Here is a 15,733-nt window from a genome sequence, read left to right as displayed (position 1 = left end):
AGCGGCCGCATGCGGGTTAATTAACCGTCACTAAGCCCATTTGCCTATGTCAGTTTGCCGGCCAGTGGGCTAGTATAAAGCAAACAAAAGCGCCGCCTGTCGACGCCGGATCACCGTCAATTTACAGATCAAAAGATACCTGATGAGCATTTCCGATAACCGTAGTCGTTCCGCAGCACTTACCTCCCGCTATGACCTGCCGAACCGCGCAGGGGATTTACGCCAGCTGGGTCAGCTGACCGGTTCGGCCTGCGCCGTTGAGTGCGCCGAAATCGCCGAACGCCACGACGGACCTATCATGCTGATCGCGCCGGATATGCAAAATGCCCTGCGTCTGCGCGATGAGATCCAGCAGTTTACCGATCAGATGGTCACCACGCTGTCGGACTGGGAAACGCTGCCTTACGACAGCTTCTCGCCGCATCAGGAGATTATCTCCGCCCGTCTCTCCAGCCTGTACCATCTGCCGACCATGGCGCGCGGCATTATTATTCTGCCGGTCAACACGCTGATGCAGCGCGTCTGCCCGCATGAGTTCCTGCACGGCCATGCGCTGGTGATGAATAAGGGTCAGCGGCTGTCGCGGGATAAACTGCGCGCCCAGCTGGAGCAGGCCGGCTACCGCAGCGTCGATCAGGTGATGGAGCACGGCGAGTTTGCCACCCGCGGCGCCCTGCTCGATCTGTACCCGATGGGCAGCGACGAACCGTACCGTATCGATTTCTTTGATGACGAAATCGACAGCCTGCGCATTTTCGACGTCGACACTCAGCGCACGCTGAGCGAGGTCGAGTCGATCAACCTACTGCCGGCGCACGAATTCCCGACCGATAAAAACGCTATCGAACTGTTCCGCAGCCAGTGGCGTGAACAGTTTGAAGTGCGCCGCGACGCCGAACATATTTACCAGCAGGTCAGCAAAAGCAGCTGGCCCGCCGGTATCGAATACTGGCAGCCGCTGTTCTTCAGCCAGCCGCTGCCGTCGCTGTTCAGCTATCTGCCGGCGAATACCCTGCTGGTTAATACCGGCAACCTGGAGAGCGCTGCCGAGCGCTTCTGGCTGGATGTCAATCAGCGCTATGAGAGCCGCCGCGTCGACCCGATGCGCCCGCTGCTGGCGCCGGACACCCTGTGGCTGCGCGTCGACGCCCTGTTCGCCGAGCTGAAGGCCTGGCCGCGCGTGGCGCTGAAAACCGAGGCACTGCCAGCCAAAGCGGGCAACACCAATCTCGACTACCAAAGCCTGCCCGACCTGGCGGTACAGGCGCAGCAAAAAGCGCCGCTGGATAACCTGCGCCGCTTTATCGAAGGTTTTGACGGCAGCGTGATCTTCTCGGTGGAGAGCGAGGGCCGGCGTGAGACGCTGCAGGATCTGCTCGGCCGCATCAAGCTGGGCACCAGCCTGATTCAGCGGCTGGATCAGGCCGACGACAACGGCCGTTATATGATGGTCGGCGCCGCCGAACGCGGCTTCCTCGATGCGATGCGCCAGCGGGCGCTGATTTGCGAAAGCGACCTGCTGGGCGAACGCGTCAGCCGACGTCGGCAGGATAACCGCCGCACCATCAATACCGATACCCTGATCCGCAACCTGGCGGAGCTGCACCCCGGCCAGCCGGTGGTGCACCTTGAGCACGGCGTCGGTCGCTATGTCGGCCTGACCACGCTGGAAGCCGGCGGCATCAAAGCGGAATACCTGATTTTGTCCTACGCCGGTGAGGACAAGCTGTACGTGCCGGTTTCCTCGCTGCATCTGATTAGCCGCTATGCCGGCGGCGCCGATGAAAATGCCCCGCTGCATAAACTCGGCGGTGACGCCTGGTCGCGGGCGCGGCAGAAAGCGGCAGAGAAAGTGCGCGACGTCGCCGCCGAACTGCTGGATATCTACGCACAGCGCGCGGCCAAAGCCGGTTTCGCCTTTAAACACGACCGCGAACAGTATCAGCTGTTCTGCCAGACGTTCCCGTTTGAAACCACGCCCGATCAGGAACAGGCGATCAATGCGGTGCTGAGCGATATGTGCCAGCCACTGGCGATGGACCGTCTGGTGTGCGGCGACGTGGGCTTCGGCAAAACCGAAGTGGCAATGCGCGCCGCCTTCCTGGCGGTGGAGAACGGCAAGCAGGTGGCGGTACTGGTGCCCACCACCCTGCTGGCGCAACAGCACTTCGACAACTTCCGCGACCGTTTCGCCACCTGGCCAATCCGTATTGAGATGATGTCGCGCTTCCGCAGCGCTAAAGAGCAACAGCAGGTGCTGGACGACGCGGCGGACGGCAAGGTTGATATCGTTATCGGCACCCACAAGCTGCTGCAGAGCGATCTGCGCTGGAAAGATTTGGGGCTGCTGATCGTCGACGAAGAACACCGCTTCGGCGTACGCCACAAAGAGCGCATCAAAGCGATGCGTGCCGACGTAGATATTCTGACGCTGACCGCGACGCCGATCCCGCGTACGCTGAATATGGCAATGAGCGGCATGCGCGATCTGTCGATTATCGCCACCCCGCCGGCGCGCCGTCTGGCGGTAAAAACCTTTGTGCGCGAATACGACAGCCTGGTGGTGCGCGAAGCGATTCTGCGTGAGACGCTGCGCGGCGGCCAGGTCTACTACCTGTACAACGACGTGGAAAACATCGAGAAAGCAGCCGAACGGCTGGCGGAGCTGGTGCCGGAAGCGCGCATCGCCATTGGCCACGGCCAGATGCGCGAGCGCGATCTGGAGCGGGTGATGAATGATTTCCACCACCAGCGCTTTAACGTACTGGTCTGCACCACCATTATTGAGACCGGCATCGATATTCCCAGCGCCAACACCATTATCATCGAACGGGCCGACCGCTTCGGTCTGGCGCAGCTGCACCAGCTGCGCGGCCGCGTCGGTCGTTCGCACCATCAGGCTTACGCCTACCTGCTGACGCCAAATCCGAAAGCGATGAGCAGCGACGCCCATAAACGCCTGGAAGCCATCGCCACACTGGAAGATCTGGGCGCCGGCTTCGCGCTGGCCACGCACGATCTGGAAATCCGCGGCGCCGGCGAACTGCTGGGAGAAGACCAGAGCGGGCAGATGACCACCATCGGCTTCTCGCTGTATATGGAGCTGCTGGAAAGCGCGGTGGATGCGCTGAAACAGGGACGGGAGCCGTCGCTGGAGGACCTGACCAGCAGCCAGACCGAGGTGGAACTGCGTATGCCGGCGCTGCTGCCGGACGATTTCATTCCGGACGTCAACACCCGTCTGTCGCTGTACAAACGCATCGCCAGCGCCAAGCATGACGGCGAGTTGGAAGAACTGAAGGTGGAACTGATCGACCGCTTCGGCAAACTGCCGGATGCCACGCGCAATCTGCTGCACAGCGCCGCGCTGCGTCAGCATGCGCAGACGCTGGGCATCAAGCGAATTGAGGTTAACGAACGCGGCGGCTTTGTCGAGTTCGGCGAAAAGAACCGCGTCGATCCCGGTTACCTGATCGGCCTGCTGCAGAGCCAGCCGCAGATCTACCGGCTGGACGGCCCCACCAAGCTGAAGTTTATGCTCGATCTGACCGACCGGGCCAAACGGCTGAAGTTTATCGAGGATCTGCTGAGCGCCTGCCGCGAACATACGCTGGCGTAAAACAGCCGCAGCCCGCAGCGCGGGCAAACAAAAACCCGCAGCCGACGGTGACGTTGGCTGCGGGTTTTTTTTGACGCCGAAGTGGCGTCAAAGCATCAGGCCTGTGTGGTATCGGTGCGGTTCAGGATCAGCTGACCGCTCTTATCCAGCGGGATCTGAGTGCCCGGATCGTGATCCATGCGGATTTTGCCCTGCTGATCGCCGATCTTGTAGGTCACATCATAGCCCAGCAGCTTCTGCGATTTGTCGTACACCGTTTTGCAGCGCTGCTGCACGCTGGTGGTGGTGTCGTTGTTCTGCATCGACCCTTGGATCTGGTTGCCGGCATAGCCGCCCCCCAGCGCGCCGACCACCGTCGCTACGTCGCGGCCGCGACCGCCGCCGAACTGGTGGCCGATAACCCCGCCGGCTACGGCGCCCAGCACGGAACCGGCAATGCGGTTCTCATCCTGCACCGGCGCACGGTGGGTGACCGTCACGTTGCGGCATTCACGCCGCGGCGTTTTGATGGTTTCATTAATCGGCTTGGCGTTGAGAACCTGCGCGTATTGTGGGCCGGAAGAAAATACATCCAGGCTGGCAACGGCAGCAATACCCAGAGCAGCTGCGATACCGATACCTACACCGGCTAACATTGACTTGTTCACAGGAAATCCTCCTGAAATTGTTACCACGCATTTTGCACCGGGTGTGTTACCAACGTTGCACCGCGCTTATTATTTTGCGCATTGGCGGCACGGGCCTCCCGGTTTACGGCGTGCGTGCTGCGCCGTCTGTAAACACGTCAAAGTCTGCACAATCCTTATTGTTGCTGCAATAAGACGAAGTAACCAAAGATGCGGGAAAATGTGTGATTGTGGCTTGTTTAGGAAGAATCCTAAGGTTGTGGCGGGAAAGCGCCCGATTTTATGCTGCCTCTGTACCAGCATGGCAAACATCGGCCTGACGCGAAAATAAAAAAACCCACGCGGTCGCAACGGCGTGGGTTGGATAGCGCAATATGGTGAAATCAGTGCATTTTCAAACGCGGACGAATCACGCGGTTGATGCCGCCCACCAGCATCATCAGGCCGGTTTTGATATAACCGTGCAACGCCACCTGATGCATACGATACAGTGAGATATAAACAAAGCGCGCAATACGTCCTTCCACCATCATCGAACCGCGCATCAGGTTGCCCATCAGGCTGCCGACGGTGCTGAAGCGAGAGAGTGAAACCAGCGAGCCGTGGTCTTTATAGACATAGGGCTTCAGCGTCTGGCCGTTAATCAGCGCCAGAATATTGCTGCCGCAGCGTGACGCCATCTGGTGCGCCGACTGGGCGCGCGGCGGTACAAAGCCACCGCCCTCTTTCGGGCAAGAAGCACAGTCGCCGATAGCAAAGATGTTCGGATCGCGCGTGGTCTGCAGCGTCGGCTCAACCACCAGCTGATTAATACGGTTGGTTTCCAGCCCGCCGATCTCTTTCATAAAGTCCGGTGCTTTAATGCCCGCCGCCCATACCATCAGATCGGCCTGAATAAATTCGCCGCCTTTGGTATTGAGGCCGTTGTGCTCCGCGCTGGTGACCATGGTGTTGGTCAATACCCGCACGCCCAGCTTGTTCAGCTCCTGATGCGCGGCGGCGGAAATACGCGGCGGCAGCGCCGGCAGAATGCGCTCGCCGGCTTCCACCAGCGTCACGTTCAGCGCGCTGTTGTCCAGGCCCTCAAAGCCGTAGCTATGCAGCTGTTTCACCGCGTTGTGCAGCTCCGCCGACAGTTCAACCCCGGTGGCGCCGCCGCCGACGATGGCGATATTGACGCTCTCCTGCTGCCCCGGCTGCGCCGAGAACTTCAGGAACAGGTTGAGCATTTCGTTATGGAAGCGCCGCGCCTGGTGCGGGTTGTCCAGGAAGATGCAGTTATCCTTCACGCCCGGCGTGCCGAAATCATTCGAGGTACTGCCCAGGGCCATCACCAGGATGTCGTAAGACAGCTCACGTTCAGGCACCAGCTCGTCGCCCTGCTCATCACAAATTTGCGCCAGCTGGACGGTTTTGTTGTCCCGGTCAATATTGGTCAGCGAGCCAAGTTGGAAGCTGAAGTGGTGATTACGGGCGTGGGCCAGGTAGCTCAGCGCATCGACGCCGTCATCCAGAGAACCGGTCGCCACTTCGTGCAGCAACGGTTTCCACAGGTGGCTGTGATTACGGTCGATCAGAGTAACCTCGGCCTTGTTTTTACGGCCGAGCTTATGCCCCAGGCTGGTCGCCAGCTCCAGGCCTCCGGCACCGCCGCCCACAATGACGATTTTCTTGATTGGCATTGTCAAAATAACCCTCTAAATGTGAACCATTTGTTATCCAAGGGTAAACAAATAATATCCTTAGAATACATGGGGTTCGCGTAAAATAAACCTGCAATCTGCGGCCAGAATAGCATGGGAGGTTATTTGGTCATACCATAATTGATGCATATCAAACTTTTTTGCTTAAAGGCTGGACGCGGAGCTTTTTTGACGATTGCGATTCAAATAGTTAGCGTCAGGTCACATTTTTTTGCGCCGCCGTTGGCCACTGACATATTTGCCAGAACAATAATAAAAGCCGCGAATTATCCTTCGTCTGGATAATAATCGCGGCCGGGCAGTGCGTTATGGAACTGTTACGCGAGGGTCTTGAAGGCTTTGATGCGTTGCAGGTGCGGGGAGATATTTTTGAACTTGTGCGTCTGCTGCTCGTCCCAGACGATTTCGTAGTATTTGTGCAGCAGATCGGCGCTGCGCTGGCTATCCAGCACCTCGTCATGGCGCGATAGCACCACCAGACAGCGATCGCGGTTCTTTTCACGAAAGTCCGCCACGCATTTGGTGGCGATATCCAGGTACTCTTCCGGCCGGTCGATTTTGCCGTGCATATGCTCTTGCGGAAACAGGTTCGGGTTAAACGCCACCTGACGGATGCCGCACAGAAAGCCGATGCGTTCCGCCCAGAATCCGCCCAGCCCGACGCCGCAGATCAACGCCTGCCGGTCTCCTTCCTGCTGCACCGCCTTGTCGACCTCTTTCAGCAGATGCTGCATATCATGGCGCGGGTGCAGGGTGCTGTAACTGATAAAGCGTACGTCCGGATCGATAAACTGCAGCTGCAGCACCTTCTCATGATTGCCGGGACTGGTGGAATCAAAACCATGCAAATAGATAATCATGTGGATCCTCGCAATAAACGGAGGGCCAGGTCGGCCCTCGCCGGCAGCGCCGTATTACGACGCCCTTACGGGTTAACCTCGCCGCGCTGTTTGTAAGCTTCCCAGCGGTCGCTCAACGCGCTCAGCTGCTGATGCGCCTGCTTCCAGCGTTCGGAGTCGCGCAGCGTCTGACGGGTAAACTGTCCCTGATGATACAGCCGCTTGAGCTTATCAACTTTGACCGGGGACAGGTTATCCAGCACGCTGACCGCGCCGGCGCGGTTGTTGCACACCAGAATCATATCGCAGCCGGCATCCAGCGCCGCCTGGCCGCGTTCGGCATAGCTGCCCATGATCGCCGCGCCTTCCATCGACAGATCGTCAGAGAAGATAATGCCGTCAAAGCCCAGCTCCTGACGCAGGATTTGTTTCAGCCAGTACGGCGAACCGCTGGCCGGACGCGGATCGGCCTCAGTATAGATGACGTGGGCCGGCATCACCGCATCCAGCAGCCGTCGCTCAATCAGCGCGCGGAAAATCGACATGTCGTGATTGCGGATGGTCGCCAGCGGGCGCGGATCGCGTGGGGTTTCTTTGTGCGAGTCGGCGCTGACCGCGCCATGCCCCGGAAAATGCTTGCCGGTAGTGCGCATGCCGGCGCTGTGCATCCCCTGAATAAAGCGCTCCGCCATCGCCAACGCCTGCGTCGGATCCTGATGGAAAGAGCGCTCGCCAATCGCCGCACTGACGTGGCCGATATCCAACACCGGCGCAAAGCTGATATCGATATCCTGCGCGATCATCTCCGCCGCCATCAGCCAACCGGCTTCCTGCGCCAGCCGCCCCGCTTCCGCCGCGTTATTGAGGGCGGCAAAGGACTGCGCTGCCGGCAGAGGGGTAAAACCGTCGCGAAAACGCTGTACGCGACCGCCTTCCTGATCGACCGCCACCACCAGCCGATCGTGGGACGCCGCGCGGATTTGCCGCACCAGCTCGCGCAGCTGCTGCGCATCGTGGTAGTTGCGGGTAAACAGAATCAGGCCGCCCACCAGCGGATGCTGTAAAATTTCGCGCTCTTCGGCATCCAGCTCATAGCCGGCGACGTCTAACATTACTGGGCCCACGGCCACCTCACTTCATTAATTCATACAGAAACAGGGATCATAAACAAAAACGCTGGCGCAGCGCTGCGGCGCAACGCAAAAATTGCGCATCGCCGCTCTGCTGCCAGCGGACTTCAAACCACATCAGCATCAGGTAATCAACCCATGGCAGCCAGCGTTGCACCTGGCGGCTCAGCGCCGTCAGGTCGTGATAGCCCTGGCGAGCGTACTGCTGCAAAAACTCACGCTGCGCGGCGGCAGACCACTGATTGAAACGGAACAGGGCCGCCAGTTCGAGCGCCACATCGCCGTCGCCGGCGTATTCCCAGTCAATCAGCCGCAGCCGCGTCTGCTGTTTTATTAAGTTTTCCGGGTGAATATCCATATGCAGCGGCGCCAGCTTCAGCGGCCGCGGCGGCTTCGCCTGCAAAAAATGGCGTTGCCAGCGCAGCCAGGCCGGAGTAATGCGTCGCCGGTCAAGCTGCTGCCAATAGCGTCGGTATTGGGCCGGCAGATTCAGCCGATAACCGCTGCGCGGCCGGCGATGCAGCGTGGCAATCAGCGCCGCCAGTTCGCCCCCTTGCCGATAATGCTCAAAACCGTCGCTAGTGACAACGTCACCAGCAAGCCATTCCACCACCAGCCAGCGCCGATCTTGCGCTAGCGGCTGTGGCCCCAACGCCCCGGCGCTGCGCCGCAGCACGCGCGCTTCGCGCCGGCGGTTGACCCCCAGCACCGCTTTTTCCGCCCCCTGCTGACGCGCCAGCAGCACTGCGCCATCGGCGGTCTGGATACGCCAGCTTTCACCGGTCAGGCCGGCTACCGGGCTGAAACGACTACCGGCGGTTTTCACCGCCGGCAGTTTGTGTTGCAAGAGTTGCTGCAGCTCGGCCTCAGCGTTTAACCGCGCCATTGCCCGACCAGATGATTTCGCCGGTCTGCACCAGCATCAGCTGCATATCCAACTGCGGTGACTTCACATCGCCGCTGGCGTCGCTGTACAGTACGTATTGCGCGTTGACAATACGCGCCAGGCCAATCGCCTTGCTGCGTGAACCCAGGCTGTCTTCCGCCGACAGTCCCAGCGTCTGTTTGGCGCTGGTCAGCTGCGCCTGCGGCACCACGGTAAAGGTCTGGTTGGCACCCAGCGCTTTGTGCAACGCCGCGGTCGCCTTGCCGGTCTGCAAAGAACCGTTGGTATTATTTTTCACGCTATCGAGCAGCAGCACGCTGCCCGGCGTCACGCCATCGGCTTTCAGCATCTGCGCAATCAGCGGCTGTACGCTGCCCAGCCAGTTAAAACTCTGAATCTTCGGCGGCTGCGGCACCGGTTCCGAGGTTGGCGGCTCCGGCTGCTCCGGTACCGGCGTCGTCTCCTCCGGCGTCACCGGCGTGATCGTCGCCGGCGGTTCCGGCTGTTCAGGCGGACGCTGTGGACAACCGGTCAATACCAACGCGGCCGCTGCCACAAACAGATACTTTTTCATTATTTTCTCCAACTGGCCCGAGGATTATAAAAATAGATACAGGCGCGCACGCTTGGCATCAAAGTTGCCATTAATCGAATAAACCTGCGCCGTCGCATTCGGCGCGATGGTAATGGCGCGCGGTTTTTCAAACGGACGAATATCCAGCCCCTGGTCGTCATACCAATAGAAACGGTAGCGCAGAGTGACCGAGGTCGGCTGCGTATTGCTGAGCACCGCGGTAGCGATCACTCTACCGGAGGCATCATTTACCACCGGCCTGTCGGCCAAAATGCCGGCGGTCAGCACCGATGGCTCCATCACCACCGTCTGTCGTTCATTAACCGCGATCCCCTGCGGGCTGCTGCAGCCCATCAGTATCGCGGCGGGCAGCGCCAGCGCCATTAGGCAACGCAGCGGTTTGTGATAGCGCATGGCGGCTTCCTCAATCAGTGTGACAGCATAGGGCCGAGGGCATGGCCGCCCACCAGGTGCATATGAATATGATAGACCTCCTGGCCGCCGTGGCGATTGCAGTTGACGATCAGGCGGTAGCCATCCTCGGCGATGCCTTCCTGCTCGGCAATTTTCGCCGCCACGGTCATCATCCGCCCCAGCGCCGCCTCATGCTCGCTGGTCACGTCGTTCACCGTCGGGATCAGTACGTTCGGCACGATCAGGATATGCGTCGGCGCTTTCGGCGCGATATCGCGAAAAGCGGTCACCAGCTCGTCCTGATACACCACATCGGCAGGGATTTCACGGCGGATAATTTTACTGAAAATCGTTTCTTCGGCCATCTGGAATTCCTTGTTAGCGTTAAAGAAAAAGGTATACGCAGTATGAGTGACAAATTCTACCGCTTTCAACCTGATTGCGCACTTTCTACATCGAGTGGCGCAGAATCAGACAATCCCGGCCTCGTGAGGTACTGGCACACCCTTTCTTTCTTTTAACGCCAGGCGCTAACCCCCTGCGCCGAAAAGTCGAGAGTAGGCATCATCGGCACCGCATTGTTATCACCATAGAAGAACGCCGAATTGGTGAAAGAATACACTTTACCGGTGAAGTTGATGCTTACCCGGTTTCCGTCACCCTTCACCACCGCATCAGGACGATCGGCCGTCAAAAATGGCGCGCTCTGCTCCAGAATCGCCAGCGGCGCCTCACGAATGTCCCGGTTCAAATAGTAGCGGTAAACCTCGCGGTCAGTCGCCCCCGCCCGCTGATACTGGGTAATATAGAGCCACATTTCGTCCGTCAGCTGTTTTTTGCTATACAGGATGTCATCATACGATGCAGTCGTAACATAGAGATAACCGCCCAGCGCGGCGACCAGTATTAGCAAAACGACCGTCAGTAGCCGATGTCCCCATTTAATAACCATGCCGGTTTGCATAATTAATTCCTTGTTGAATCCAATACTGGTCCCAAGGATCATCTCCACAAGCGGGATACGGAAAAAGGGGATAATATGCCTATTTTTCAAACGAATAAATAGGCCATCAAGTTAGGGTTTCATGTTATATAAAAGGCTATTTCCCCTCTATCGCCAATTAATATCCATATAAATAAGCTATTTCTTATCCGTAATTAACTGCGGCGCATGGCTGCGCATCCAGTCGGCCAGCGAATCCAGCGTCGGGCGCAGCGTCTTGCCCAGCGGGGTAATCTGGTATTCCACCCGCGGCGGCACTTCCGGAAATATTTGTCGCGTCACCAGACCGCGTCGTTCGAACTGGCGTAGCTGACGCGTCAGCTCCTTTTGTGCAATCGGCGCCACGGCGCGCTGCAGTTCACCAAAGCGCACCGGCGCGTCCATCAGGATCAGACGGTACAAAATCGGTATCGCCCACTTGCCGGACAACAAATTAACAAAATCCACCATCGGGCACGGCTGCCCCACCGCCGGCAGCGCCGCCAAATTTTTTTCCTGCTCGCTATGCGCGGAACCCGTCATTTCATACCTCCCGGCGCCTTAGTATCCATTCGGTACCTACTATGCAAAGGATAGTTTTGCCGTAAATAATGCCAGCAAGCTCAGCAGGAGGAAACCGTAATGACACGATTAGCAGACAAATACGCGCTGATTACCGGCGCAACCAGCGGCATCGGGCTGGAAACCGCCCGTCAGTTTATTGCCGAAGGCGCCAACGTGGCGATAACCGGCCGTTCGTCACGCGGCCTGGAGGAAGCGCAACGGCAGTTGGGCGAAGCGATCGCGTTGCAAAATGACGCCGGGGATATTGCCCAACAGCGCCAGCTGGCGCAGCAGTTGGCACAGCGCTGGCCGCGTCTGGACGTGCTGTATATCAACGCCGGCGACGTCACCCACCAGCCGCTGGAGCGGTGGGACGAGCAGGGCTACGACCGCCTGATGCATACCAACCTCAAGGGGCCATTTTTCCTGATCCAGGCGCTGCTGCCGCTGCTGGCCAACCCGGCGTCGATTATTCTGTGCGGTTCGGTCAGCGCCCATATCGGTCTGCCGCAAAGCAACGTCTACGCCGCCAGCAAAGCCGCCCTGCTGTCGCTGGCGCGCACCCTGTCCGGCGAGCTGCATACCCGCGGCATCCGCGTGAACAGCCTCAGCCCCGGCCCCACCGAGACGCCGGCCTTCGGCAAGCTGGGGCTGCAGGATAAGGATGAACAAACGCTGAAGGACGAGATCCGCGCGCTGGTGCCGATTGGCCGGATGGGCACCAGTTGGGAGTTAGCCAAAGGCGCGGTCTTCCTCGCCTCTGATGAGTCGGCGTTTATGGTAGGCACTGAACTACAGATGGACGGCGGCGTGGGCAATTTATAGCCGCAGCGGCAGTCACCTCCGTCCGCCCTCTGAGTGTACAACGTCACCGTTGCGTCGATAATTGTTATGTTATATTGTAACTTTTCATTTTTTATATCGCTGGGAGATATACGGTGACGATTCATTTTGGCAAGTTGGCGCTCGCGCTGGGAACGCTGCTTATCAGCAGCCAGGCACTGGCGCATGCCCATCATTCACACGGTAAGCCGATGACGGACGTCGAGCTGAAGGCCGCCGCAGGCGTTTTTGACGATAAGCAGGTGCAGGACAGAACGCTAAGCGATTGGGATGGCGTCTGGCAGTCGGTGTACCCTTATCTGCTAAACGGCGATCTCGACCCGGTATTTAAAAAGAAGGCGGAAAAGGACAAGAGCAAAACCTTCGCCGAGGTGAAAGCCTATTATCGCCAAGGGTACGCCACAGATGTGGACACCATAGGCATTGAAAACGGCGTGATGGAATTTCACCGCGGCGATAAAGTCAGCAGCTGCAAATACGATTATGCCGGCCATAAAATCCTGACCTATACGTCAGGCAAGAAAGGCGTGCGCTACCTGTTCGAATGCCAGGATGCCGGCAGCCAGGCGCCTAAATACGTGCAGTTCAGCGACCATACTATCGGCCCGCGCAAATCGGCCCACTACCATATCTTTATGGGAAATACCTCTCAGGAGGCGCTGCTGAAGGAGATGGATAACTGGCCGACCTATTACCCGTATCAACTGGAAGGGAAGCAGGTGGTGGACGAAATGCTGCATCACTGAAGGCTAAGGCCGGATGATGACCTGCCGGTTCACCGGGATTCAGGCAATCTAATTACGGTGTACGGTGCTGATTTCATGCTTAGTAACACAGGCTTTACGCATGGCGATCTCCTTCATTGGTAATGATGAGTATGCCGGAAGATCTCTCAATGTGAATGGTTCGATTATGCGGGATACTTACAATACCATCAGACTTTATCCCGCAGGACGCGTTCCCCACATCCCACTACGGGCGCGATCAGTTCAACCTCTCATTTAAGAAGAAGCCCCGCCTATCGCGGGGCTCTTTTCGTTATAGTCAATTACTAAGTATGTCATTCAAGCCAGCAATGAGACCGGGGAAATAGCTCTGATCGATGAGCATCCCTCCTTGCATGGTCCATAAGGTCAACATACTCGGGCAAACCTTGAAGTTGAAACCTATGGTGTCAGTATCTTTAGCCTGGACAATTTCACAATTAAACGTTGGAACACGAGGAGAATAGTCGATCTCTTTAGGAAAGCGCCCTTGTGATAAAGACTGATAAAACTGCTCTAATTGATCGCGTAATGTCTTAATATCAAACAGACTAAACTCGCACTCGCATTGCAGGCTCATGCCCGATCCCTGCACCTCCAACCAGCAGATAATCAGATCTTGATTTCTGTCTTCAATTTCTTCCAATCTTTCAACGAACGTGAATCTAAACAGGGAATCGTCTGCTTTTATCTCAAACATAATCACTTTTCTCAGAGGAGGTTGTCGTAATGAAAGTGCGTAATCGTCCAATCTTTTTCTCTGACGACCACGTGCAGTTTATAACGTGTACGTACATATTGAATCTGGTCGCCCACCTTGCGTTTAACCAGTCTGTTCATTTCTGCACGGTAAACAAACTGTCCTGTCACTCCATGAGGGTCGGGACGTCTAACACCATATCGGATAGCTTTCTCCTGGATTTGCAATGGTACAAAACGCCCAGGGTCTCTCATTCGTCGAGCAACGGTTTCCGTAACCTTTAGGTTTCGCGCCGACAGCCCTAACTTTAGGCGTCCACGTAGAAAACTCATCGTTGCATTACTGAGTTTCACAGAGATAGCGGCCTTCGTGCCAGCCTCGAGCAGTGCCCGCCCTGTACGAAGAATACGAAACACACCAAACGCTATTAGTACCAGATCGCCCTGCATTAACCACTTTCGTGCTCACCGCGGACACCATGTGGACACTGGAAATGGAAAGCATTAATAAATCAATTATATAATAAATAAAAAAGGGAGGCTTTCGCCTCCCTCCGTTGATGCCTGTCTGAATCAGTGATTACGGATATATTCATCCATATCGGTTTTCAGGTTATCGGACTTGGTGCCGAAGATGGCCTGAACGCCGGAACCGGCAACCACCACGCCGGCGGCGCCCAGTTTCTTCAGACCGGCCTGGTCAACCTTGGACACGTCGGCCACGCTGACGCGCAGACGGGTGATACAGGCATCCAGGTTGGTGATGTTGTCTTTGCCGCCGAATGCCTGCACCAGCGCAGCGGACATTTCCGTGCCGCCCTGCGCACTTTGGTCAGCAGAGCTGTCTTCACGACCCGGGGTTTTCAGATCCAGCTTGGCAATCAGCACGCGGAAGATGGTGTAGTACACCAGACCGTAAACGATGCCGACGATCGGGAACAGCCAGATTTTGCTGCTGTTGCCGCTCAGTACGATAAAGTCGATCAGACCGTGTGAGAAGCTGGTGCCGTCGCGCATGCCGAGCAGAATACAGATCGGGAACGCCAGGCCGGCCAGAATCGCGTGAATCGCATACAGCACCGGCGCCACGAACATGAAGGAGAATTCGATCGGTTCGGTAATCCCGGTCAGGAACGAGGTCAGCGCCGCGGAGATCATGATGCCGCCCACTTTCGCGCGGTTTTCAGGCTTCGCCGAGTGCCAGATGGCGATAGCCGCCGCCGGCAGACCGTACATTTTGAACAGGAAGCCGCCGGACAGTTTACCAGCGGTCGGGTCACCCGCCATATAGCGTGGAATATCGCCGTGGAACACCTGGCCCGCCGCGTTGGTGAACTCGCCGATTTGCATCTGGAACGGCACGTTCCAGATATGGTGCAGACCAAACGGCACCAGAGAACGCTCAACAACCCCGTAGATGCCGAACGCCACTACCGGGTTCTGGTAGGCCGCCCACTGCGAGAAGGTCTGAATGGCGCTGCCGATTGGTGGCCAAATGAAGGAGAGCAGCACGCCCAGCACGATCGCCGCCAGGCCGGAGATAATCGGCACAAAGCGTTTACCGGCAAAGAAGCCGAGGTATTCCGGCAACTGGATACGGAAGAAGCGGTTAAACATATAGGCCGCAATGGAGCCGGAGATAATCCCCCCAAGCACGCCGGTATCCGCCAGGTGTTTGGCGGCAATCTCTTCGGCCGGCAGATGCAGCACCAGCGGCGCCACCACCGCCATGGTTTTCACCATGATGCCGTAAGCCACTACCGCCGCCAGCGCGGAAACGCCGTCGTTATTGGTGAAGCCCAGCGCAACGCCGATGGCGAAGATCAACGGCATATTGGCGAACACGGAACCGCCCGCCTCCGCCATCACATGCGAGACTACCGCGGGCAGCCAGCTAAAGTTGGCTGAACCGACGCCCAGCAGGATACCTGCAATAGGCAGTACGGATACCGGCAGCATCAGCGATTTACCTACTTTTTGCAGGTTTGCGAATGCATTTTTGAACATAGTTGAGTGTGCTCCTGAGTAATAGGCTTAGCGACTTCTTGTTGCGCGATTTTCGCGCTGCAGAGGAGGAAGGAAACCCTCTA

15 protein-coding genes are annotated in these 15,733 nt (G+C 57.6%); 3 read left to right on the top strand and 12 right to left on the bottom strand.

The genetic code is table 11. The annotated features are described in order from the left end of the window. Window positions 1-142: 142 nt before the first annotated feature. A complete protein-coding gene (gene mfd / locus CLM71_RS09250) occupies window positions 143-3,619 on the top strand; it encodes a transcription-repair coupling factor (RefSeq protein WP_105230753.1) in 3,477 nt (1,158 codons plus the stop codon). 95 nt (window positions 3,620-3,714) lie between these two features. Here mfd and CLM71_RS09245 read toward each other — a convergent pair whose 3' ends face one another. The 10 genes from CLM71_RS09245 to CLM71_RS09200 all read right to left on the bottom strand — a co-directional run bounded on the left by CLM71_RS09245 (window position 3,715) and on the right by CLM71_RS09200 (window position 11,316). Then, a complete protein-coding gene (locus tag CLM71_RS09245) occupies window positions 3,715-4,266 on the bottom strand; it encodes a glycine zipper 2TM domain-containing protein (protein WP_172606288.1) in 552 nt (183 codons plus the stop codon). Window positions 4,267-4,628: 362 nt separating this feature from the next. After that, the gene (locus CLM71_RS09240) at window positions 4,629-5,933 is read right to left on the bottom strand and encodes an NAD(P)/FAD-dependent oxidoreductase (RefSeq protein WP_105230751.1); all 1,305 of its coding nucleotides are present in this window, start codon (window positions 5,931-5,933) and stop codon (window positions 4,629-4,631) included. A 332-nt stretch (window positions 5,934-6,265) separates the two neighbouring features. Further along, window positions 6,266-6,808 (bottom strand): alpha/beta hydrolase YcfP, encoded by a 543-nt coding sequence (ycfP, locus tag CLM71_RS09235; protein ID WP_105230750.1) that lies wholly within the window; start codon window positions 6,806-6,808, stop codon window positions 6,266-6,268. Window positions 6,809-6,873: 65 nt separating this feature from the next. Next, window positions 6,874-7,899 (bottom strand): beta-N-acetylhexosaminidase, encoded by a 1,026-nt coding sequence (gene nagZ, locus CLM71_RS09230; protein ID WP_105230749.1) that lies wholly within the window; start codon window positions 7,897-7,899, stop codon window positions 6,874-6,876. A 49-nt stretch (window positions 7,900-7,948) separates the two neighbouring features. After that, on the bottom strand, window positions 7,949-8,803 hold the full coding sequence (gene thiK / locus CLM71_RS09225; RefSeq protein ID WP_105230748.1) for a thiamine kinase: 855 nt from the start codon (window positions 8,801-8,803) through the stop codon (window positions 7,949-7,951). Further along, window positions 8,784-9,377: a penicillin-binding protein activator LpoB gene (gene lpoB / locus CLM71_RS09220; RefSeq protein ID WP_105230747.1), complete on the bottom strand. Its 594-nt coding sequence runs from the start codon at window positions 9,375-9,377 to the stop codon at window positions 8,784-8,786. The genes thiK and lpoB overlap by 20 nt, the downstream gene beginning before the upstream one ends. A 24-nt stretch (window positions 9,378-9,401) precedes the next feature. Then, the gene (locus CLM71_RS09215; protein ID WP_105230746.1) at window positions 9,402-9,791 is read right to left on the bottom strand and encodes a YcfL family protein; all 390 of its coding nucleotides are present in this window, start codon (window positions 9,789-9,791) and stop codon (window positions 9,402-9,404) included. A gap of 14 nt (window positions 9,792-9,805) precedes the next feature. Then, window positions 9,806-10,156, bottom strand: a complete 351-nt coding sequence (gene hinT, locus CLM71_RS09210) for a purine nucleoside phosphoramidase (protein ID WP_015671968.1) — start codon at window positions 10,154-10,156, stop codon at window positions 9,806-9,808. A 152-nt stretch (window positions 10,157-10,308) separates the two neighbouring features. Continuing rightward, on the bottom strand, window positions 10,309-10,755 hold the full coding sequence (locus CLM71_RS09205; RefSeq protein ID WP_105230745.1) for a hypothetical protein: 447 nt from the start codon (window positions 10,753-10,755) through the stop codon (window positions 10,309-10,311). A gap of 177 nt (window positions 10,756-10,932) precedes the next feature. After that, complete coding sequence (locus CLM71_RS09200) at window positions 10,933-11,316, bottom strand: helix-turn-helix domain-containing protein (protein WP_105230744.1); 384 nt, start codon at window positions 11,314-11,316, stop codon at window positions 10,933-10,935. Between the two features lie 99 nt (window positions 11,317-11,415). Here CLM71_RS09200 and CLM71_RS09195 point away from each other — a divergent pair, with 99 nt between their 5' ends. Both CLM71_RS09195 and zinT read left to right on the top strand, forming a co-directional pair. Continuing rightward, the gene (locus CLM71_RS09195; protein ID WP_105230743.1) at window positions 11,416-12,162 is read left to right on the top strand and encodes an SDR family oxidoreductase; all 747 of its coding nucleotides are present in this window, start codon (window positions 11,416-11,418) and stop codon (window positions 12,160-12,162) included. A 113-nt stretch (window positions 12,163-12,275) separates the two neighbouring features. Further along, entirely contained in the window at window positions 12,276-12,926 is a 651-nt protein-coding gene (gene zinT / locus CLM71_RS09190; RefSeq protein WP_105230742.1) for a metal-binding protein ZinT, read from the top strand. A 298-nt stretch (window positions 12,927-13,224) separates the two neighbouring features. Here zinT and CLM71_RS09185 read toward each other — a convergent pair whose 3' ends face one another. Further along, window positions 13,225-13,644 carry a hypothetical protein gene (locus CLM71_RS09185; protein WP_105230741.1) on the bottom strand — a complete coding sequence of 140 codons (420 nt, stop codon included), beginning with the start codon at window positions 13,642-13,644 and terminating at the stop codon, window positions 13,225-13,227. A 572-nt stretch (window positions 13,645-14,216) separates the two neighbouring features. Continuing rightward, the gene (ptsG, locus tag CLM71_RS09175; protein ID WP_105230739.1) at window positions 14,217-15,650 is read right to left on the bottom strand and encodes a PTS glucose transporter subunit IIBC; all 1,434 of its coding nucleotides are present in this window, start codon (window positions 15,648-15,650) and stop codon (window positions 14,217-14,219) included. Window positions 15,651-15,733: the final 83 nt, after the last annotated feature.

The organism is Serratia sp. MYb239 (assembly GCF_002966855.1).
In the GTDB taxonomy this organism is placed as follows: Bacteria; Pseudomonadota; Gammaproteobacteria; order Enterobacterales; family Enterobacteriaceae; genus Serratia_B; species Serratia_B rhizosphaerae.
Note: the sequence above shows the minus strand (reverse complement) of the source record. Positions and strands in the feature narration are given on the sequence as shown.